Here is a 21744-nt window from a genome sequence, read left to right as displayed (position 1 = left end):
GATAAAATTTCCTCACAGCTAATGTTTTTATGGTTAACAGATGTATACATCGCCCGGATTATCCGTATACTGTTAGTACAATGAGAAGAGGTGGAAACTAATGAATTTTATGCCAAATTTCTTTGAAAAGAAAGGCGGGAGCTCAAGAATTATTCATGATGAAATTGCAGCCCCAGAAAAACTGGCGATAGAATTGAAATTGAAAATGGCTAGTTTAACTGTTAACCGCCCAATTGTCTTTGTTTGTATTGGAACAGACCGCTCAACAGGAGATTCATTAGGCCCGCTTGTTGGTACTCTTCTTGAAGAACAGAAGATTGCTCCTTTTTTTGTATACGGAACATTAGAAAACCCTATTCATGCAGTCAATTTAAAGGAGCAATTAACCGATATATTTGAAAAGCATTCAAATCCCTTCATAATTGGAATTGATGCTTGTTTAGGAAGATTAAAAAGTGTAGGTGTTATTCAAATCGCCGATGGTCCGGTAAAGCCTGGCGCCGGTGTTAATAAAGATCTTCCTGAGGTCGGTGATATTCATATTACTGGGATTGTTAATGTCAGTGGGTTTATGGAATTCTTTGTTTTACAAAATACTCGGTTAAATTTAGTGCTAAAAATGGCAAAAACGATTGCAAATGGAATTGTTGAAGCGAGCACAGCATTTCATCATCATCGTCACGAGCATTGGTCAAATATGTCATGGGAGCATATTAGCAAAGAAAAAACACCCTAAGGGTAATCTTAAAACAAAATCCATTTATTAAAAAAAGGAAGGGAGCACCTTTCCTTTTTTTACCTATAAACTTATTTGAAAACCATAAATGATGCTTACAATTAATCCAGTAATTAAAATACTAGGAAGCAGGTTTGCCACTCTGATTTTTGTTATACCGGCAAGATTTAAACCAATAGCAAAAATCATGACTCCTCCGGTAGCAGTCATTTCAAGGATAAAACTATCCATTAAGGCTTGTGGAATAAAGCTGTTAATTTGAGTAGCAAACATCGCAATGGTACCTTGATATAGAACAACCGGAATAGCGGAGAATATGACACCAATTCCTAATGTTGTTGTTAAAATTAATGACGTGAATCCGTCAATAATCGCCTTCGTATAAAGTACATCATGATCGCCACGAATACCACTGTCCAGGGCACCTATTATCGCCATTGCCCCGATAACAAAGATAAGTGTGGCCGTAACAAAGCCTTCTGAGATACTGCCTTGACTTTTTGAACCCAATTTCTTTTCTAGCCACAGCCCAACTGTATTAAGTTTATTTTCAAGTTTGAAATATTCTCCAATAACTGTGCCAAATACCAAACTTAAAATAACGATCAAGAAATTTTCACTTTTAAATCCCATTTGCAAACCAAGGACCATGACCGCAAGTCCAATAACGTGCATAACAGAATATTTCATTTCTTCCGATATTCGATGGAATAATTTTCCTAAAAGAGTCCCTATGACGATCAATAATCCATTTACAAGTGTTCCCAATAAAAACATACATGTTCTCCTATCATTATTTTTCGAAACACGAAAAAAATCTAATAGTACAAACCTATCATTATTGCCGGAAAATTTCCACCACTTTTCTCTCTATTAAATTGGCTGTTGATTTCCGTTCCAGGTGCTCGCTTTCCGCGGGGGAGTCCGGGAGCCTATCTAGCTACAGCGGCTAGGGGCTCGGGGTCATAAGCCAATCCGTCAAGAAGGTCAAAGAACGACCTTCATGCCGGCTCGTCCTATGCCTGTCGCCCCTGGGCAAGCCGCTTCCACTTTTCCTTCTCCTCGGCGCCATAGCGCCTGTGGGGTCTCCCGTGACACCTTCTCCCGCAGGAGTCTCGCACCTTCCACTCCAATCAACAGAGTGCTAAAAATAAACATTGTTCTTTAACACAAACTTTCTACTCATAATCCATTCATAAAAGGGAGAAGAGTGGGTATAAAAAAAACCAACAATGGTGTTGGTTTTTAAGGAGTTCTAATTGTTTTCAAGTAGTTCCAGAATCCGCTCAAGGTCTTCTTTAGAATGAAACTCGATTTCAATTTTCCCCTTCTTTTTCGTTTGTTTAATATTAACTGTCGTACCAAAGCGCTCTCGTAAAAAAGACTCTTGCTCTAGTAAAAAAACATCTTTCTTTTGCTTTTCTTTTTTTGTTTCACGTGAAACATGTTCATTTAATTGTTGAATATATAACTCAAGTTGACGGACATTTAAATTCTCTTTTATTACTTTATCGACAACAATGGAGATGTTTTCTTTTTTCCGTAGCCCTAATAACGCTCTGCCATGTCCCATTGAAATTTCGCCCGAAGAAATCAAATCTTGAATTTTTTGCGGAAGGGATAAGAGGCGGATCAAGTTTGCAATATGAGGTCGACTCTTTCCAAGACGCTTTGCTAATTGCTCCTGGGTTAACTCTAGTTTTTGCATTAGCATTTGATAGGCAGCGCCCTCTTCAATCGGGGTTAAATCTTCCCTCTGTAAGTTTTCAAGAACAGCTAATTCCATCATTTGTTGCTCTGTCAGTTCTCGAACAACAACAGGGACTGTTTCAAGCTTTGCTTCCTTAGCAGCTCGAAAACGTCTTTCGCCGACTACGATTTCATAGCCTTTAATGCTTTTTCGAACGATGATCGGCTGAAGAATTCCATGTTCAAGAATCGATTGCTTTAATTCATCAATCGCCTCTTGTTGGAAAATTTTACGCGGTTGATATGGATTGGGACGAAGTTCTTTAATCTTAACTTCTTGGACTACTTCCTCTGAATCCACCTCAATATTTGAAAAGAAAGCGTTCAGACCTTTTCCTAAACCTTTAGCCATGCGCAACCACTTCCTTTGCCAAATCTAAATAAACTTCAGCACCGCGAGATTTTGAATCGTATTTAATAATCGGTTCACCATGGCTTGGTGCTTCGCTTAGGCGTACATTTCTTGGAATAATGGTTTTATAGACTTTGTCCTGGAAATACTTTTTAATTTCTTCAATTACTTGCAAGCCCAAGTTTGTTCGAGCATCCAGCATCGTTAACAGCACGCCCTCAATTTTCAAATCATGATTAAGGTGCTTTTGAACAAGACGAACTGTATTTAAGAGCTGACTTAAACCTTCTAAAGCATAATACTCACATTGAACTGGGATTAGGACGGAATCTGCTGCAGTTAAAGCATTCAAGGTCAATAACCCGAGAGATGGGGGGCAATCAATAATAATAAAATCAAATTGCTCCTTAACTTCCTCTAAAGCTCTCTTTAAACGGACTTCCCTTGATATTGTAGGAACAAGCTCTATTTCAGCTCCTGCTAATGAAATGGTCGCAGGTAGAGCAAACAAATTTTCTACAGCAGTCGCTTTAATTACCTTGCTCGCTTCGACATCATCAACAAGAACATCATATATGCATTGTTCTACATCTGCTTTTTCGATTCCAATTCCGCTTGTAGCATTTCCTTGCGGGTCGATGTCTACTAATAAGACCTTTTTCCCTATGTATGCCAAGCAGGCGCCTAGGTTTACAGAGGTGGTCGTTTTCCCGACTCCTCCTTTTTGGTTCGCGATGGCAATAATCTTGCTCACGACGTCACCTACCTTCATTTCCTATAAAGTAGAAACTTATCTGAGGGATTTTCCTCAAATTTGTACGTAAATTTGTTTAAAAAATGAAATTTAGCCACCTAAACGAAGGGTAAACTAGCAATCATGTATTCTATTTTATCATGAAAAGGATAAGAGTATCGATTTTTTATTTAAAATCTGTTAAGAGGTTGTTGATTTAATTAAGGATTTTTTGACTAAAAAAAGAACTTTTCAAGTTGACAATCCGGAGTATTCCAATGTATAGAAAACAATTTGGCACAAAAAAAGAATGGAAGCAAGTTTAACTTGATTTCCATTCCATAAATTACCAATATTATTTTTTCTTCGGAATTTGGATGGTAAATTGATAGTAGTCTTCGAATTCTTCTTCTTCAGCCTTCAAATTAATTCCACTATCTGACACCATTGATAATGATTGGCGGATCGTATTAACTGCGATCCTCATATCTTTACTAAATGCTTTACGCTTAGGCTTTGGTTTTGCCTCGGTTTGCTCAAGCATTTTTACAACTCGATCTTCAGTTTGTTTCACATTTAAGTTTTTATCAATAATTTCCATTAACAATTGAACCTGTTTTTCAGGAACCTTTAATGGAATAAGTGAACGAGCATGGCGTTCAGTAATCGTCTTATTTAATAGTGCATCTTGAACTTCTTGAGGCAATTTTAATAGACGCAGCTTATTTGCTACTGTTGATTGACCTTTACCGAGTCGTTGAGCAAGTGCTTCTTGTGTTAAGTTATGGAGTTCAAGTAGTTTTCCATAAGCGATTGCTTCTTCAATCGGAGATAATTCTTCACGTTGAAGGTTTTCTATTAAAGCAACGGAGGCTGTTTCGGTATCATTTAGATTTTTAACAATCGTTGGAGCTTCTTCCCAGCCAAGTTTTTTCATAGCGCGCCAACGGCGTTCACCTGCGATGATTTCAAAACGACCATTTTCATATTCCCTTACAACGATCGGTTGAATAATCCCATGTGTATGTATGGTTCGTGCTAATTCCTCAATTTTATCATCATCAAAAACCGTTCTCGGTTGATAACGATTAGGAACGATCAGATCAATTGCAATTTTCCTTATTTCTTCGGTTTCACTTGCTTCCCCAAGCTCACTCGATTGCTCTTCTTCAATTTCAACCTGTATCCCCTTTTCGCCCAGGCCAAAAAAGCGTGAAAAAGAATTCTTCATCACCCTGCACCACCTTTACGAAACTCCCTAAAATGATTCTTGTTAGAACATGCTCTTACTACTATTTAGCTTCTATCCCTTAAACAAATTATGCCACAATATGAAGAAAAAAGGTATCCTCTATTCAATTGGAGTTTTATTCGGAGTACCAGGTTTTCTAGGATATTTCTTCGGTGTAGATTTTACCTTTTCTACTATCAATATATTCCTTTCGCTTTCCTCAATTGGCAAAATAAATGAATGGACCGATTCTAGTTTTCCACCCATCTCTGTGATTGCTTTTTTCGCCGCAGTCAATTCTTCTGCTGCACTTTGTGCTTTCATGGCAATAAATGTTCCGCCTACTTTTACAAGAGGTAAACATAGTTCAGTTAACACAGACATTCTTGCTACCGCTCTCGCCATAACGACATCATACTTCTCACGATGCAAAGGATTTTGTCCAAATGTTTCGGCGCGATCATGGATAAAGCGAACATTTTCCAATTTTAATTCATTTGCCAAATGTTCCAGGAAATGAATTCTCTTATTCAAGGAATCAACGATGGTAACATGAATATTAGGAAATGCTATTTTAATTGGAATACTTGGAAAACCAGCACCTGCACCGACATCACATATAGTTAATGGTTGCGTAAAATCAAAATAAAAGGATGCAGAAATGGAATCGAAAAAATGCTTTAAATACACGGATTCCTTATCGGTAATCGCCGTTAAGTTCATCTTTTCATTCCACTCGACAAGTGTTTGATAGTATTGATTGTATTGTTCTATTTGGGTTGGTGAAAGAGCGATTCCTTTCTCAGCCAACATGGTTTGAAATTGATCAATATTCATCGGAAGGCCTTCCTTTATAAAAGTATCATTTGTTGCTCTGGCGCCAAGGGGCTCCGGATTAGACGATTCATGTAGCAAAATTCGGTTTATCCATGTCCCCTATGCAAGACGCCCCCGCTTGTCAGGTTAACTCTCGTTTGAAACTCTCGCTATTTTTCCCTGTTCTATATATACAAGCAAGATAGAAATATCGGCTGGGTTTACTCCAGAGATTCTTGATGCTTGAGCAATCGAAAGCGGCTGTACCTTCTTTAATTTTTGTCTTGCTTCAGTAGCCAAACCTGTGATCGCATCATAATCAATATTTTCCGGAATTTTTTTGTCCTCCATTTTTTTAAGGCGCTCAACCTGCTGGAGAGACTTTTCAATATACCCCTCATACTTGATTTGGATTTCAACTTGCTCCTTTACCTCTAAATCAAGATCAATATCGCTTGGTGTGACAGCCTCAATATGCTCATAAGACATTTCTGGACGTTTCAAAAGATCCGCAGCTCTTATCCCATCTTTTAATTCAGTTCCACCCTGAGACTTGATAATCTCTTGAACAGTCTGGGTTGGTTTAATGAAAATTGACCGTAATCTATGGATTTCTGACTCGATCATTTCTTTCTTATTCAAAAATCTTTGATAACGCTCGTCTGAAATTAAGCCAATTTTCCGCCCAATTTCGGTTAACCGTAAATCAGCATTATCATGGCGTAATAAAAGACGATATTCAGCTCTTGAAGTCAGCAATCGGTATGGCTCAGCTGTTCCTTTCGTGACAAGGTCATCAATTAAAACGCCGATATAAGCATCAGAACGGCTAAGAATTAATTCTTCTTTTCCTAATGCCCTTCTTCCGGCATTGATTCCTGCAATTAAGCCCTGGCCAGCAGCCTCTTCATATCCTGATGTTCCGTTAATTTGACCACCTGTATAAAGATTTTTTACTACCTTTGTTTCCAAAGTTGGCCAAAGCTGGGTTGGTACCACTGCATCATATTCAATTGCATAACCAGACCGCATGATTTGGGCATTTTCTAATCCAGCAATAGATTTAATAATTTCCCTTTGAACATCTTCAGGAAGACTCGTTGACAATCCCTGTACATAGACTTCCTCTGTATGACGCCCCTCCGGCTCTAAGAAAATCTGATGACGAGGTTTATCGTTAAAGCGGACAACCTTATCTTCAATCGATGGACAATAACGAGGTCCGGTACCCTTGATCATTCCAGAAAACATAGGGGATCGGTGTAAGTTATTATCAATGATGGTATGTGTCGTTTCATTCGTGTATGTGAGCCAGCACGGGAGCTGGTCTGTAATATAATTTGTTGTTTCATAAGAAAAAGCCCGTGGTACTTCATCACCCGGTTGAATTTCCGTTTTGCTGTAATCAATGGTTTTGCTATTGACCCGAGGTGGTGTTCCCGTTTTAAAGCGAACCAAGTCAAGACCTAATTCTTTCAAATGCTCTGACAGCTTAATGGAAGGTTGTTGATTATTGGGTCCACTAGAATATTTCAAATCGCCAATAATAATTTCGCCTCTTAAAAATGTTCCGGACGTGATGACAACCGTTTTAGAGCGGTAGATAGCACCAGTTTTTGTAATGATTCCTTTACAAATACCGTCTTCAACAATTAACTGCTCTGCCATCCCTTGTATTAAGGTTAAATTTGCCTCTTGCTCAAGTGTCTTTTTCATTTCATGCTGGTAAGCAAATTTATCCGCCTGTGCACGTAATGCACGGACAGCTGGCCCTTTACCAGTGTTTAACATCCGCATCTGGATATGTGTTTTATCGATATTTTTTCCCATTTCCCCGCCAAGTGCATCAATTTCGCGGACTACAATCCCTTTTGCCGGTCCACCGACAGATGGATTACATGGCATAAAGGCTACCATATCAAGATTAATTGTAATCACAAGTGTTTTTGCCCCTTGTCTTGCGGAAGCAAGTCCTGCTTCACAACCGGCATGCCCTGCACCAATGACTATTACGTCAAAATTTCCGGCCTCATATTGCATCATGCTGCCTCCTAACTCTTTCTATAAAAATTTCACTAACACTATTTCCCTAAACAAAATTGGGAAAATAATTGATCAATCAAGCTCTCATGAACAGTTTCTCCGATAATTTCACCGAGTAATTCCCATGTTCTCGTTAAATCAATTTGAACAATGTCGATTGGTACACCCATTTCGACACCGTTAATTGCTTCCTCTATGGAGTGCGAGGCTTGATTTAATAAAGCGATATGTCGGGTATTAGAAACATACGTTAAATCGCCGGCTTCAATTGAACCAGCAAAAAATAAGGATGCGATTGCCTCCTCAAGCTCGTCAACACCACGATCCTCCAAGAGAGAGGTTGTGATGATCTTATGTTCTTTTGCTATTTCTTTTACCGCTTCCATATCAATCTTTATCGGTAAATCAGTTTTATTGACGATGACAATAACATCCATTCCTTCGACAGCTTTAAAAAGATTAACATCCTCTTCCGTTAAATCATCCGAATAATTCAACACAAGCAAGATTAAATCCGCTTCTTTTAATACTTGTCTGGACCGTTCAACACCAATTCTTTCAACGATATCCTCTGTTTCACGAATCCCGGCTGTATCTAGAAGGCGTAATGGAACACCACGGACATTTACGTATTCTTCAATAACATCCCTTGTTGTTCCGGGAATATCTGTTACAATTGCCTTATTTTCCTGAACTAAACTGTTTAATAAAGATGACTTCCCTACATTTGGTCGACCAATAATGACAGTCGATATACCCTCGCGAAGAATCTTTCCTTGTTGAGAAGTTTGTAACAGCTTTTCAATTTCTTTTAGAACATATGTAGCTTTTTCAATCAACATCTTATGAGTCATTTCTTCAACATCATCATATTCTGGATAATCTATATTAACCTCCACATGAGCGAGGGTTTCTAATATTTCCTGACGCAGCTTATTAATCATTTTGGAAAGCCGGCCTTCCATCTGTCCAAGTGCAACATTCATCGCCCGATCAGTTTTGGCACGGATTAAATCCATAACTGCTTCGGCCTGGGATAAATCAATTCGGCCATTTAAAAAAGCACGTTTTGTAAATTCACCCGGCTCTGCAAGCCGAGCACCATGATTTAAAACCAATTGCAATACCCGATTGACCGATACGATTCCGCCATGGCAATTTATTTCAACTACATCCTCTTTCGTAAATGTTCTTGGTCCTTTCATTATGGAGACCATTACTTCTTCAGCAACCTGGTTCGTTTTTGGATCAATCAAATGCCCGTAATGTATCGTATGAGATTGGACATTAGCGATTCTTTTCCCATTCACGCCACGAAACAGTTTATCTGCAATGGAAATCGCCTCATCCCCACTTAACCGTACAATCGCAATCGCTCCCTCTCCCATCGGAGTCGAGATTGCTGCTATCGTATCAAACTCCATCATTGTTCACCTCCTATTTTGGCTTTAAGTATATTTCATCCTTATTTGGACGATTCTTTATTTCATAAATTTGGTTTCATTTCCTAAATCATTAGAATACCATAAGCATCCTCTGGACAAAAGAATAATCCGCGAGTTATCCACACTAAGTTTTTATTACGCTTTATTTTAACTTATCCACATGTGAATAACAATAAAACACGATTTTTCCTCAATCTTTTTACCTATAAAAAATTTAATTTTTATCTTTGAACTTTATCCACAAAAAAAATCCACTCCGATTGGAATGGATTTTTTATTATTTAACTATAATTATTTCGGTGCTATCACAATATGACGATACGGTTCGGTGCCGTCTGAATATGTTTTAATTTTTTTATTTTCGACTAAAGCTGTATGAATGACTTTTCGCTCATATGAAGGCATCGGTTCTAAAGCAACATGTTTCCCCGTTTTTACTGCTTTAGACGCCAGGCGTTCCGCTAATTGAATTAACGTTTCGTTTCTTCTTTTGCGATAATCCTCAGCATCAAGCATAACCGTTAAATATTGATCGGCATAACGATTAATCACTAATTGGGTAAGATATTGAAGCGAATTGAGAGTTTGTCCTCTTTTGCCGATTAATAAAGCAATTTTTTCTCCGGTTAACACAAAATGAACATGTTTTCCGTCTTGAAAAGATTCAATTTCGACATTTACTCCCATATTATTCGCAACATCCGTAATAAATTTCATTGCTTCCTCAATTGGATCAATTTTAACGGATACTTTAACCACTGCTGGACGGGATCCAAAAATACCGAATATGCCTTTTTTTCCTTCATCAATGATTGAAACCTCTGTACGGTCCTTTGTTGTATTTAATTGAGCTAAAGCACTTTTTACTGCTTCTTCGACTGTTTGTCCTGTAGCAGTTACTTGTTTCACTTTTTTGCTCCTCCCGCTTTACCTGTTTCAGCTTTAATTTCTGGGCCTTTAATGAAGTAAGTTTGTACAATCATGAAAATATTACCTACTACCCAATATAAAGAAAGGGCTGCCGGAAAACTGATTGCAAAGACAATGATCATGATTGGCATCATCCATAACATCATCGCCATTTGTGGATTTTGATTAGCTGTTCCAGCCATTGTCATTTTTTGTTGAATGAAAGTTGTCGCACCTGCAACTAGAGGCAGTATATAAAATGGATCCGGAGAACCTAGGTCAAACCATAAGAAGCTATGCTCAGCAATTTCTCTTGTTCTTGAGATTGCGTGGTAAAAGCCAATTAAAATTGGCATTTGAATCAATAGTGGGAAACAGCCTGCTAATGGATTTACACCGTGTTTTTGAAATAACTTCATTGTTTCTTCTTGCAATTTTTGCTGCGTTTTTTGATCCTTAGAACTATACTTTTCCTTTAAAGCCTGCATCTCTGGTTGTAATGCTTGCATGGCCTTGGAGCTTTTCGTTTGTTTAATCATGAGTGGTAAAATAGCAAGTCTAATGATGAGAGTTACTATTATGATGGATAAACCAAAGCTTCCACCTAAAAATTCAGCCACCTTTATGATTAATAAAGATAAAGGATACACAATGTATTCATTCCAAAAGCCAGTGCTTTCAGAAGTAATCGGAAGGTTTGTTTGGCTGCATCCAGATATCAGCGCCATTAAAAAAACCAACCCAACAACAAGAAATATTCGTTTTTTCAAGCGTTTATCCTCCTGACTTCAAAAAATATTCAATAATAATAAAGGAGAATCAAAAGATCCCCTACTTTATTTTTACTTTTGTCTCGATTCAAAGCTAAACAAGCACACTATTTTTATTTTATCATCTTTTCCAATAAAGCGCTTTTATTATTTTAATGAACCTTTGTGTTTTTAAACGTGTTTATTTAACACTTTTGCTAGCTTTAACACATGAATTAAACTGCTTTTAATTTCATGAAAGTCCATTTCTGCAGCTGGCTTACGGGCGATAATAACGTAGTCATAGCCTTCTTTTAATTGATCCTGAAGTTCTAGAATAGATTGGCGGATACATCTTTTTATCCGATTACGCATCACACTATTGCCAATTTTTTTGCTTACCGACAAACCAATCCGAAACTTCAATTGATCAGGTTTTTCCAGGCTATAAACAATAAACTGTCTGTTTGCAAAGGATTTTCCCTGCTTAAAAACAGTTTGAAATTCTTTATTTTTTTTAATACGAAATTCTTTGTTCAAATCATTACACCCTCAATCCGGGATGGATCTATGTATAGTGAAGTCAGTGGTCTCTAGCTAAACATAAAAAATAAGCATATGAGAAAAAAGACCACTGACGTTTCAGTGGCCTAAGCAGATAATACTTTTCTTCCTTTACGACGGCGACGCGCTAGAACATTACGTCCATTAGCGGAGCTCATTCGGCTACGGAATCCGTGAACTTTACTGTGTTTACGTTTGTTTGGTTGATAAGTTCTTTTCATATATAACACCTCCCTGAGGATTAACTGCTAAAGACAGTCTTTCTAATTATAATGACCAACCTTGAAAATTGTCAACTCTTTGACAGAAATATTCTTTCTCTCCGTGGTAAAGAAAACATTTCTTTTATTTTTGGATCTCTAATATTTTATTATAAACTTTTTTAACAAAAATAATAAATCCTGGCGGTTGTGGATATATTTCGACAGCCTTTTTTATTATCCACAGCAGATATAGACAGCTTTTTCACAGATCAAGAGGCTGTGGACAATTTTTATAAACAAGATGTGACGCTTGTGGATAATGTATTAAAAAGCATTGCACCGCTAGAGATTATTTGATATTATATTTGTGTTTTCACTCTGAATAAATGGTTGTGAATAATTCGCTTATCCACAGATTGTGGATAAGCTGTGGACAGGTTATTCAGGGGTAAGGAAAAAGTTTGTCCACAAGTCGTGGATATTGTCGAAACTCCACTTTCCTTCCTTATTATATATTTTTCCACATTAAGCTTTTTGTATATTTATAAATTCATAGTTTATTCGGATGAATAGGATTGAATATTTATAAATTTTCCATCAATACTAATTGCCCAGTAAAAGAAATGTAATTGGCTGTTCCGTTATCTAACATACTGAAAAGGAGGGATATTTATTGGAAAATATTGCGGATCTGTGGAATAAAGCTTTGGCAACAATAGAGACAAAGATAAGCAAACCGAGCTTTGAAACCTGGTTAAAGTCAACAAAGGCACATTCGCTTCAGGGTGATACGTTAACCATAACAGCCCCAAATGAGTTTGCCCGTGATTGGTTGGAGGAACGATATTCTCAACTGATCTCTGGAATCCTTTATGAAATTACCGGTGAAGAGCTTATCGTGAAATTCATCATTCCGCAAAATCAAAGTGAGGAAGAAATTAATCTTCCGGTACCTCCGAAAAAAGCAATAAAAGATGATGATGTAACGGAGCTTCCTCAAAGTTTGCTTAATCCAAAATATTTATTTGATACTTTCGTTATCGGGTCAGGCAACCGCTTTGCCCATGCCGCTTCTTTAGCAGTGGCAGAAGCACCGGCAAAAGCCTATAATCCCCTTTTTATCTACGGGGGAGTTGGATTAGGAAAAACACACTTAATGCACGCAATTGGCCATTATGTATTGGATCATAATCCATCAGCAAAAGTGGTTTATTTATCATCTGAAAAATTTACAAATGAATTTATTAATTCAATTCGAGACAATAAAGCGATTGAATTTCGAAATAAATACCGAAATGTAGATGTTTTATTAATTGATGATATTCAATTCTTGGCCGGGAAAGAATCTACCCAAGAGGAATTTTTCCATACTTTTAATACGCTGCATGAGGAAAGTAAACAAATTGTCATCTCCAGTGACCGACCACCACGCGAAATACCAACTTTAGAGGACCGCTTGAGATCACGCTTTGAATGGGGCTTAATTACTGACATCACCCCACCCGATTTAGAAACAAGGATCGCAATCCTTCGAAAGAAAGCAAAAGCTGAAGGTTTAGATATTCCTAATGAAGTGATGCTTTATATTGCTAATCAAATCGATTCAAATATTAGAGAATTAGAGGGTGCACTTATTCGCGTTGTCGCTTATTCTTCCTTGATTAATAAAGACATTAATGCTGATTTGGCTGCAGAAGCATTAAAGGACATTATCCCGAGCTCTAAACCGAAAGTCATTACGATTCAAGAAATTCAACGAGTAGTCGGAGAACATTTCAGCATCAAACTGGATGATTTCAAAGCAAAAAAGCGAACAAAGTCTGTCGCTTTTCCAAGGCAAATTGCCATGTATTTATCAAGAGAGCTTACTGATTTTTCGTTACCTAAAATTGGAGAGGAATTTGGCGGCAGGGACCATACAACCGTTATTCATGCTCATGAAAAAATTTCAAAGCTGCTTCAATCCGATCCTCAATTGCAAAAACAGCTAAAAGAAATCAATGAACTGTTAAAATTTTAACAGTAGGAAATAAATAATTTAGAATCTTAGCTTGGAAAATGTGTATAACTTTAGTTGACTTACGCACAGTCTGTCCACATGTGGATAGACTGTGTTTCCTTTGATGAAAATAAGTTATCCACATATACACAAGCCCTACTAGTACTTCTACTATTTTTAAAACTTATTATTATATGATTAAGAACAAAAAAATATGCACATTAACGGAGGATTAATTAAATGAGATTTATAATCCAACGAGATCGGCTTGTTCAAAGCGTCCAAGATGTTATGAAAGCTGTAACATCAAGAACAACGATTCCAATCTTAACAGGAATAAAAATTGTGGCGACTAATGAGGGCGTAACCTTAACAGGAAGTGATTCTGATATCTCTATTGAATCTTTTATTCCAAAAGAGGAAGCTGGAGATGAGATTGTCGAAATCAAGCAAACTGGAGCAATCGTATTACAGGCAAAATTCTTTAGTGAAATTGTCAAAAAGCTGCCGACTGATTCCGTCGAAATTCATGTTGAAAATCATTTGCAAACTGTAATTCGCTCAGGTAAATCGGAATTTAATTTAAATGGATTGGATGCAGAAGAATATCCGCACTTACCACAAATTGCGGAGGAAAATGTTTTCCGTATCCCAACCGATCTATTAAAAATGATGATTCGTCAAACTGTGTTTGCAGTGTCCACCTCAGAAACACGACCAATCTTGACAGGTGTCAACTGGAAGGTTGAAAACAATGAATTGAACTGTATTGCAACAGATAGTCATCGACTTGCATTAAGAAAAGCAAGGATAGAATCCGAAACAGATGAAACATACAACGTTGTTATTCCAGGAAAAAGCTTAAACGAACTAAGCAAGATTTTAGATGACTCAAACGATTTAATTGATATCGTCATTACCGAAAATCAAGTATTGTTTAAAGCGAAACACTTATTATTCTTCTCAAGATTGCTTGAAGGAAACTATCCTGATACATCCCGTTTAATTCCTACAGATAATAAAACAAATGTAACGGTCACTACAAAAGAATTTTTACATGCCATTGACCGTGCGTCCCTTTTAGCACGTGAAGGAAAAAACAATGTCGTAAAATTTGCGACTCTAGATAACAAAGGTATTGAAGTTTCTTCTAATACTCCAGAGATCGGAAAAGTTGTTGAAGAAGTTCAAGCACAAGAAATTGATGGAGAAGAATTGAAAATTTCTTTCAGTGCTAAATATATGATGGATGCTTTAAAAGCATTGGAAGGAACAGAAATTAAAATCAGTTTTACTGGGGCAATGCGGCCATTCGTCATTCGTCCAATCGGAGACGAATCCATTCTTCAATTAATTCTACCGGTAAGAACGTATTAATTACTCACTAATGTCAAGCTGCGGCCCCTATGCGCTGCAGCTTTTTTCTTATGCCATTTGTCTAGCAAGTTTTTTTTTAGTAAAATAAAAGAATTGAGTCTCTTGAAAAAGATATTTTTTTCAAGATCATCTTTCTTTAAAAATGAAAAGAGTGAGATAATGAAAGAAATCAAAATTGATACGGATTATATTACATTGGGTCAGTTTTTAAAATTGGCAGAAGTGATTCAAACTGGCGGTATGGCTAAATGGTTTTTAAGCGAATATCCTGTTTTTATAAATGATGAACAGGATCAACGTAGAGGAAGAAAACTTTATTCCGGAGATAAAGTCAATATCCCCGAGTTTGGATCGTTTATTGTGATGTAATAAACAAAGGTGACTTTCATGTATATCGAGCAATTACAATTAAAAAATTATCGGAACTATATGGAACTAGATGCACAGTTCGAAAATAAAGTAAATGTTATCTTAGGCGAAAATGCACAAGGTAAAACGAATGTGATGGAATCCATATATGTTTTAGCGATGGCAAAATCCCATCGTACATCAAATGATAAAGAACTTATTTCCTGGGACAAAGAATATGCTAAAATAGAAGGTAGGGTAAAAAAACAGCACGGTTCTTTGCCTTTACAATTAATTATTTCAAAAAAGGGAAAAAAGGCAAAATGCAACCATATTGAACAGCAAAAATTAAGTCAATATGTTGGCAATATGAATGTTGTAATGTTTGCGCCTGAGGACCTTAACCTTGTAAAAGGAAGCCCTCAAGTAAGGCGTCGTTTTATTGATATGGAGATTGGCCAAGTTTCTCCAATTTATCTACATGATATGGGTCAATTTCAAAAAGTATTACAACAAAGGAATCATTATTTAAAGCTTCTTCAAACGAAAAAACAAACCGACCTCACGATGCTCGATATACTAACAGAACAATTTATTGGACTTGCAGTAAAAATCATTTTTAAACGGTTTGAATTCCTTCAACTATTGGAGAAATGGGCAATTCCGATTCATCAAGGTATATCCAGAGGGTTAGAAACGTTAAAAATGGAGTATAAACCTTCTGTTGATGTATCAGAAGGCCAAGGTTTGTCGAAAATGTTAGAAGTATATGAACAGAAATATTTAAAAGTTAAACATAAAGAAATTGAGCGCGGTATAACTTTGTTTGGTCCCCATCGTGATGATCTCCTTTTTATCGTCAACGAACGTGATGTGCAAACATTTGGCTCACAAGGACAGCAAAGAACAACAGCTCTCTCCGTTAAGTTAGCCGAAATTGAATTAATTCGTTCAGAAATCGGTGAATACCCAATTTTATTGTTAGATGATGTCCTTTCAGAATTAGATGATTATCGTCAATCTCATTTGCTCAATACCATTCAAGGCAAGGTTCAAACGTTTGTAACAACGACAAGTGTTGAAGGGATTGACCACCAAACGTTAAAAGAGGCATCCACCTATCGTGTAGAAACCGGAAAAATGAACCGGATCCAATGAGGTGAGAAAGTGTATCTTCATGTAGGAGAAGAGATCACGATCAAAACAAGTGATCTTATTGCAATCATTGATAAAGATAGCATAAAGTCTTCACCACTCATGGCTGGTTTCATTCAACATCGTCAAGACAGAATAATCAATGCAGCAAAAGGACCATATAAATCGGTTGTGGTCACACTAGATAAGATCTACTTTTCCCCTTTTTCTTCAAGTACATTAAAAAAACGCTCACAAGGACTATTCAATCTAGAATCATAAAAGTGAAAACTTGCTTTTTTAAATTGAGGAAGACGAGTGCATGCAGAAAGTGTAGGTGATCGAAATGGCAATGGAGCAAAAAGCAGTGCAAGAGGAAACCTATGATGAAAGTCAGATACAAGTTTTAGAAGGATTAGAAGCAGTAAGAAAACGTCCAGGAATGTACATCGGTTCTACGAGTGCAAAAGGATTACACCATCTTGTCTGGGAGATCGTTGATAATAGTATTGACGAGGCGCTTGCAGGATATTGCTCGGAGATTAATGTCATTATTGAAAAGGACAACAGTATTACTGTGATAGATAACGGACGTGGTATTCCTGTCGGGATCCAAGAAAAAATGGGTCGTCCTGCTGTTGAAGTTATTTTAACAGTCCTTCATGCCGGAGGTAAGTTTGGCGGAGGCGGATATAAAGTATCTGGTGGTCTTCATGGTGTAGGTGCTTCTGTTGTTAACGCATTATCAACTAATCTTGAAGTATTTGTCCATCGTGACGGACACATTCATTACCAAAAGTATGAACGTGGCGTTCCGCTTGCGGATTTAGAAATCGTTGGTGAAACAGACATAACAGGAACAACGATTCATTTTGTTCCAGATGGAGAAATTTTCACTGAAACACTCGAGTATGACTATGATACACTTGCCAATCGTTTACGTGAACTTGCTTTCTTAAACCGAAATATTAAGATCACGATCGAAGATAAACGAGTAGAGAATAAGAAAAATGAGTATCTTTATGAGGGCGGTATTAAGTCTTACGTTGAACATTTAAACAGAACTAAAGAAGTTATTCATGAAGAACCAATTTATATTGAAGGTGAAAAAGATGGAATTACCGTTGAAGTTTCCCTCCAATATAATGAATCTTATACAAGTAATATCTACTCTTTTGCTAACAATATTCATACCTATGAAGGTGGATCACATGAATCCGGCTTTAAAACAGCATTAACAAGAGTAATAAATGATTATGCCCGAAAAAATGGCATAATTAAAGAAAATGATACGAATTTATCAGGTGAAGATGTTCGTGAAGGTTTAACTGCGATTATCTCGATTAAGCATCCAGACCCGCAATTTGAGGGACAAACGAAAACAAAACTAGGGAATTCCGAGGTTCGTACGATCACAGATATGGTATTCTCGGATCATTTTGAGAAGTTTATGCTTGAAAATCCTGCAGTTGCCCGCAAAATCGTTGATAAAGGGTTAATGGCTGCCCGAGCAAGGCTCGCAGCTAAAAAGGCCCGAGAATTAACGCGACGTAAAAGTGCACTAGAGGTTTCAAGTTTGCCCGGGAAATTAGCGGATTGTTCTTCAAAGGATCCATCTATTAGCGAACTTTATATTGTTGAGGGTGACTCAGCAGGTGGTTCGGCAAAACAGGGACGGGATCGTCATTTCCAAGCAATCCTGCCTTTACGAGGGAAAATTTTAAATGTTGAAAAGGCACGATTAGATAAAATTCTATCTAACAATGAAGTACGTGCAATGATTACGGCTGTCGGAACAGGAATCGGGGAAGATTTTGATATTTCAAAAGCTCGTTATCATAAAATAGTCATTATGACGGATGCCGATGTTGATGGTGCTCATATTAGAACACTATTATTAACCTTCTTTTACCGTTACATGAGACAAATATTAGAGGCTGGTTATGTTTATATTGCTCAACCACCACTTTATAAGGTTCAACAAGGGAAGCGGATTGAATATGCCTATAACGATAAAGAGTTGGATCGCATTTTCGCTGAATTGCCTAGTGCACCTAAGCCAAATATTCAACGCTATAAAGGTTTAGGAGAGATGAATCCAGGTCAGTTATGGGAAACGACAATGGATCCATCAACAAGAACAATGCTTCAAGTTAGTTTAGAGGATGCCATTGAAGCGGACGAAACCTTTGAAATGTTAATGGGTGACAAAGTAGAACCGCGTCGTAATTTCATTGAAGCAAACGCACAATACGTTAAGAATTTAGATATATAGAAAAGCGGAAGGAGCCAATGGCGCCTGGAGCTGGACAAAAGCAAAGCGAAAGCTGCTCACCGCCTGAGTGAGACAATAAGAAAGTGTAAGGGTAGAGGTTAGACCACTATCCTCCTTTTTTCTTTTACCAGATCGAAGGGTGATGAATAAAGGCTTCCCTTTCACCCTAAATAGGAGGTACCAAATATGTCTGAATCACCAAATTCTCAAGTAAAAGAGATTAATATTAGCCAAGAGATGAAATCTTCTTTTCTTGACTATGCAATGAGTGTTATTGTTTCTCGAGCACTTCCAGATGTCCGTGATGGTCTAAAGCCGGTTCATCGTCGTATTCTTTATGCTATGCATGATCTTGGAATCCATGCAGATAAACCATATAAAAAGTCTGCTCGTATCGTTGGAGACGTAATTGGTAAATATCACCCGCATGGGGATTCTGCCGTTTACGAAACCATGGTTCGTATGGCACAAGATTTTAATTACCGCTATATGCTTGTAGATGGCCACGGTAACTTTGGTTCAGTTGATGGTGATGCAGCTGCGGCAATGCGTTATACGGAATCAAGAATGTCGAAAATCTCGATGGAGCTTTTAAGAGACATTAACAAAGATACGATTGATTATCAAGACAACTATGATGGTGAGGAAAGAGAACCAATCGTTCTTCCTGCAAGATTTCCGAACCTATTAATTAATGGGACAACAGGTATTGCTGTTGGTATGGCAACTAATATTCCTCCCCATCAACTTGGCGAGGTTATTGATGGAGTATTAGCAATTAGCCGAGATCCTGAAATCACGACACAAGAACTTATGGAAATCATCCCGGGTCCTGATTTTCCAACTGGAGGACAAATTTTAGGCCGAAGTGGAATCCGTAAAGCATACGAAACCGGCAGAGGCTCTATAACGATCCGTTCAAAAGTTGAAATTGAACAAAAATCCAACGGTAAAGAAGTTATCGTTGTTAACGAATTGCCATATCAAGTAAATAAAGCAAAATTAATCGAAAAAATCGCTGAATTAGCCCGTGAGAAAAAAATTGATGGGATTACCGACTTACGAGATGAATCAGACCGTAATGGGATGAGGATTGTCATTGAAGTTCGTAAAGATGCGAATGCAAATGTTCTTTTAAATAATTTATACAAACATACAGCGTTACAAACAAGCTTCGGAATTAACACTTTAGCACTTGTTGACGGACAACCTAAGGTACTTAGTCTTAAGCAATGTTTAGTACATTACTTAGATCATCAAAAAGTTGTTATTCGCCGTAGAACAGAATTTGAACTTCGCAAGGCTGAAGCTCGTGCCCATATTTTAGAAGGATTAAAAATTGCTTTAGACAACATTGATGCTGTCATTAGTTTAATTCGCAGCTCTAGAACTACAGACATTGCTCGTGAAGGCTTAATGACCCAATTCCAATTATCTGAAAAGCAAGCACAGGCAATACTAGATATGCGTCTGCAACGCTTAACCGGGTTGGAACGAGATAAGATCGAGGAAGAATTCCAAAACTTACTTGCGTTAATAGCAGAGTTAAAGGCCATCCTTGCTGATGAAGAAAAAGTATTAGAGATCATTCGTGAAGAGCTTACTGAAATTAAAGAACGCTTTAATGATAAGCGCCGCACAGAAATTGTAACAGGCGGAATCGAAATGATTGAAGACGAAGACTTAATTCCTAGAGAGAGTATTGTTATCACTTTAACTCATAATGGGTATATAAAACGTCTCCCTGTTTCTACTTATCGTGCTCAAAAACGAGGAGGACGCGGGATTCAGGGAATGAATACTCATGAGGATGATTTCGTTGAACATCTAATCACAACTTCAACGCATAATACTATTCTCTTCTTTACAAACAAAGGAAAAGTATATCGTGCTAAAGGCTATGAAATTCCTGAATATAGCCGAACAGCAAAAGGTTTACCGATTATTAACCTACTCGAAATTGATAAAGGTGAATGGGTAAATGCAATTATTCCGGTTGAAGAATTTGTCGATGATTGGTTCTTATTCTTCACAACTAAAGACGGTATTTCAAAGCGTTCTCCATTAACTTCATTTGCTCATATCCGTAATAATGGATTAATAGCTGTTAATCTGCGCGAGGAAGATGAGTTAATTTCTGTCCGATTGACTGATGGTACTAAAGAAATCATTATCGGAACAAAAAATGGTATGCTGATAAGATTCCCAGAAACAGACGTAAGATCAATGGGTAGAACCGCAACTGGTGTAAAAGGAATTACCCTTGATGAAGGTGATGAAGTGGTTGGAATGGAAGTACTTGAAGAAAATACGGAAATTCTAATCGTTACGAAAAAAGGTTATGGCAAACGTACTCCTGCTTCCGAGTACCGTATTCAAGGAAGAGGCGGAAAAGGTATAAAAACCTTTAATATAACTGAAAAGAACGGGCATCTTGTTTCGATGAAGGTTGTAACTGGTGAGGAAGATATCATGCTTATAACAACTGGCGGTGTGTTAATTCGAATGGCCGTAGACGATATTTCTACAATGGGAAGAAACACGCAGGGTGTCAGATTGATCCGTTTAGGTGAAGAGGAGCATGATCAAGTAGCAACTGTAGCTAAAGTTGCAAAAGAAGAAAAACAAGAAGAGGATCTAGACTCTTTAGAAGAAGAAAATTTAGAAGTTGATGCTTTAGAGGCAGACACTGATTCATCAAATTCAGATAACGATACTGAATAATATTTCAAGAAAAAGGTGGCATAAAAAGTCACCTTTTTCTTTTTTCTAAAAAACCACTTGTCATTAATATAAAGAGCTGATATAATAATTCAGGTCAGTAACAATATGTAAATATTATTTAGATAGTGAAAAATAATTATTGACATATTTTCCTGAGAATGATATATTAATAAAGTCGCCTCAAGGTGACTGAAGAAAAATTGCTCTTTGAAAACTAAACAAACAAACGTCAACAATAATATTTTATAGTGCGATCGACTTCGGTCGAGAAACACTAGCCAACGTAACTTTATGAGCTAAATCAACTTTCTTGGAGAGTTTGATCCTGGCTCAGGACGAACGCTGGCGGCGTGCCTA

The 21744-nt window shown here is 37.3% G+C and carries 19 protein-coding genes; 8 read left to right on the top strand and 11 right to left on the bottom strand.

Going from position 1 to position 21744, the window contains the following annotated elements; all coding sequences use genetic code 11:
- The first annotated feature begins 100 nt into the window (after positions 1 to 100).
- Positions 101 to 736: a spore protease YyaC gene (gene yyaC / locus ACI48O_RS08655; RefSeq protein ID WP_435561363.1), complete on the top strand. Its 636-nt coding sequence runs from the start codon at positions 101 to 103 to the stop codon at positions 734 to 736.
- Between the two features lie 63 nt (positions 737 to 799).
- Here yyaC and ACI48O_RS08650 read toward each other — a convergent pair whose 3' ends face one another.
- The 11 genes from ACI48O_RS08650 to rpmH all read right to left on the bottom strand — a co-directional run bounded on the left by ACI48O_RS08650 (position 800) and on the right by rpmH (position 11548).
- Positions 800 to 1513, bottom strand: coding sequence for a DUF554 domain-containing protein (locus tag ACI48O_RS08650; RefSeq protein ID WP_435561362.1), 714 nt, complete (start codon positions 1511 to 1513; stop codon positions 800 to 802).
- 478 nt (positions 1514 to 1991) lie between these two features.
- Complete coding sequence (locus ACI48O_RS08645; protein WP_435561361.1) at positions 1992 to 2837, bottom strand: ParB/RepB/Spo0J family partition protein; 846 nt, start codon at positions 2835 to 2837, stop codon at positions 1992 to 1994.
- Positions 2830 to 3591, bottom strand: coding sequence for a ParA family protein (locus ACI48O_RS08640; protein ID WP_435561360.1), 762 nt, complete (start codon positions 3589 to 3591; stop codon positions 2830 to 2832). The genes ACI48O_RS08645 and ACI48O_RS08640 overlap by 8 nt, the downstream gene beginning before the upstream one ends.
- A gap of 334 nt (positions 3592 to 3925) precedes the next feature.
- The gene (gene noc / locus ACI48O_RS08635; RefSeq protein WP_435561359.1) at positions 3926 to 4801 is read right to left on the bottom strand and encodes a nucleoid occlusion protein; all 876 of its coding nucleotides are present in this window, start codon (positions 4799 to 4801) and stop codon (positions 3926 to 3928) included.
- A gap of 120 nt (positions 4802 to 4921) precedes the next feature.
- Positions 4922 to 5638, bottom strand: a complete 717-nt coding sequence (gene rsmG / locus ACI48O_RS08630; protein ID WP_435561358.1) for a 16S rRNA (guanine(527)-N(7))-methyltransferase RsmG — start codon at positions 5636 to 5638, stop codon at positions 4922 to 4924.
- A 126-nt stretch (positions 5639 to 5764) separates the two neighbouring features.
- Positions 5765 to 7657, bottom strand: coding sequence for a tRNA uridine-5-carboxymethylaminomethyl(34) synthesis enzyme MnmG (gene mnmG / locus ACI48O_RS08625; RefSeq protein ID WP_435561621.1), 1893 nt, complete (start codon positions 7655 to 7657; stop codon positions 5765 to 5767).
- Positions 7658 to 7698: 41 nt separating this feature from the next.
- Positions 7699 to 9084, bottom strand: coding sequence for a tRNA uridine-5-carboxymethylaminomethyl(34) synthesis GTPase MnmE (gene mnmE, locus ACI48O_RS08620; RefSeq protein WP_435561620.1), 1386 nt, complete (start codon positions 9082 to 9084; stop codon positions 7699 to 7701).
- Between the two features lie 312 nt (positions 9085 to 9396).
- On the bottom strand, positions 9397 to 10014 hold the full coding sequence (jag, locus tag ACI48O_RS08615) for an RNA-binding cell elongation regulator Jag/EloR (RefSeq protein ID WP_435561356.1): 618 nt from the start codon (positions 10012 to 10014) through the stop codon (positions 9397 to 9399).
- A complete protein-coding gene (gene spoIIIJ / locus ACI48O_RS08610) occupies positions 10011 to 10784 on the bottom strand; it encodes a YidC family membrane integrase SpoIIIJ (RefSeq protein WP_435561355.1) in 774 nt (257 codons plus the stop codon). Before spoIIIJ ends, jag begins: the two co-directional genes overlap by 4 nt.
- 171 nt (positions 10785 to 10955) lie before the next feature.
- Positions 10956 to 11303, bottom strand: a complete 348-nt coding sequence (rnpA, locus tag ACI48O_RS08605) for a ribonuclease P protein component (protein ID WP_435561354.1) — start codon at positions 11301 to 11303, stop codon at positions 10956 to 10958.
- A 110-nt stretch (positions 11304 to 11413) separates the two neighbouring features.
- Complete coding sequence (gene rpmH / locus ACI48O_RS08600; protein ID WP_015596232.1) at positions 11414 to 11548, bottom strand: 50S ribosomal protein L34; 135 nt, start codon at positions 11546 to 11548, stop codon at positions 11414 to 11416.
- 655 nt (positions 11549 to 12203) lie between these two features.
- Here rpmH and dnaA point away from each other — a divergent pair.
- From dnaA to gyrA, 7 genes are all read left to right on the top strand, one after another.
- Complete coding sequence (gene dnaA / locus ACI48O_RS08595) at positions 12204 to 13550, top strand: chromosomal replication initiator protein DnaA (RefSeq protein ID WP_435561353.1); 1347 nt, start codon at positions 12204 to 12206, stop codon at positions 13548 to 13550.
- A 219-nt stretch (positions 13551 to 13769) separates the two neighbouring features.
- Positions 13770 to 14906: a DNA polymerase III subunit beta gene (gene dnaN / locus ACI48O_RS08590; RefSeq protein ID WP_435561352.1), complete on the top strand. Its 1137-nt coding sequence runs from the start codon at positions 13770 to 13772 to the stop codon at positions 14904 to 14906.
- 159 nt (positions 14907 to 15065) lie between these two features.
- Complete coding sequence (gene yaaA, locus ACI48O_RS08585) at positions 15066 to 15275, top strand: S4 domain-containing protein YaaA (RefSeq protein ID WP_435561351.1); 210 nt, start codon at positions 15066 to 15068, stop codon at positions 15273 to 15275.
- An 18-nt stretch (positions 15276 to 15293) separates the two neighbouring features.
- Positions 15294 to 16412 carry a DNA replication/repair protein RecF gene (gene recF, locus ACI48O_RS08580; RefSeq protein WP_435561350.1) on the top strand — a complete coding sequence of 373 codons (1119 nt, stop codon included), beginning with the start codon at positions 15294 to 15296 and terminating at the stop codon, positions 16410 to 16412.
- Positions 16413 to 16421: 9 nt separating this feature from the next.
- Positions 16422 to 16670, top strand: coding sequence for an extracellular matrix regulator RemB (gene remB / locus ACI48O_RS08575; RefSeq protein ID WP_435561349.1), 249 nt, complete (start codon positions 16422 to 16424; stop codon positions 16668 to 16670).
- A gap of 70 nt (positions 16671 to 16740) precedes the next feature.
- The gene (gyrB, locus tag ACI48O_RS08570; RefSeq protein ID WP_435561619.1) at positions 16741 to 18663 is read left to right on the top strand and encodes a DNA topoisomerase (ATP-hydrolyzing) subunit B; all 1923 of its coding nucleotides are present in this window, start codon (positions 16741 to 16743) and stop codon (positions 18661 to 18663) included.
- Between the two features lie 186 nt (positions 18664 to 18849).
- A complete protein-coding gene (gene gyrA / locus ACI48O_RS08565) occupies positions 18850 to 21387 on the top strand; it encodes a DNA gyrase subunit A (RefSeq protein ID WP_435561348.1) in 2538 nt (845 codons plus the stop codon).
- The last annotated feature ends 357 nt before the right edge of the window (positions 21388 to 21744 follow it).

The organism is Neobacillus terrisolis (genome assembly GCF_051233475.1).
GTDB lineage: Bacteria > Bacillota > Bacilli > Bacillales > Cytobacillaceae > Bacillus_BU.
The sequence above is the reverse complement of the archived record's forward strand: the minus strand, read 5'-3'. Positions and strand labels throughout refer to the sequence as shown.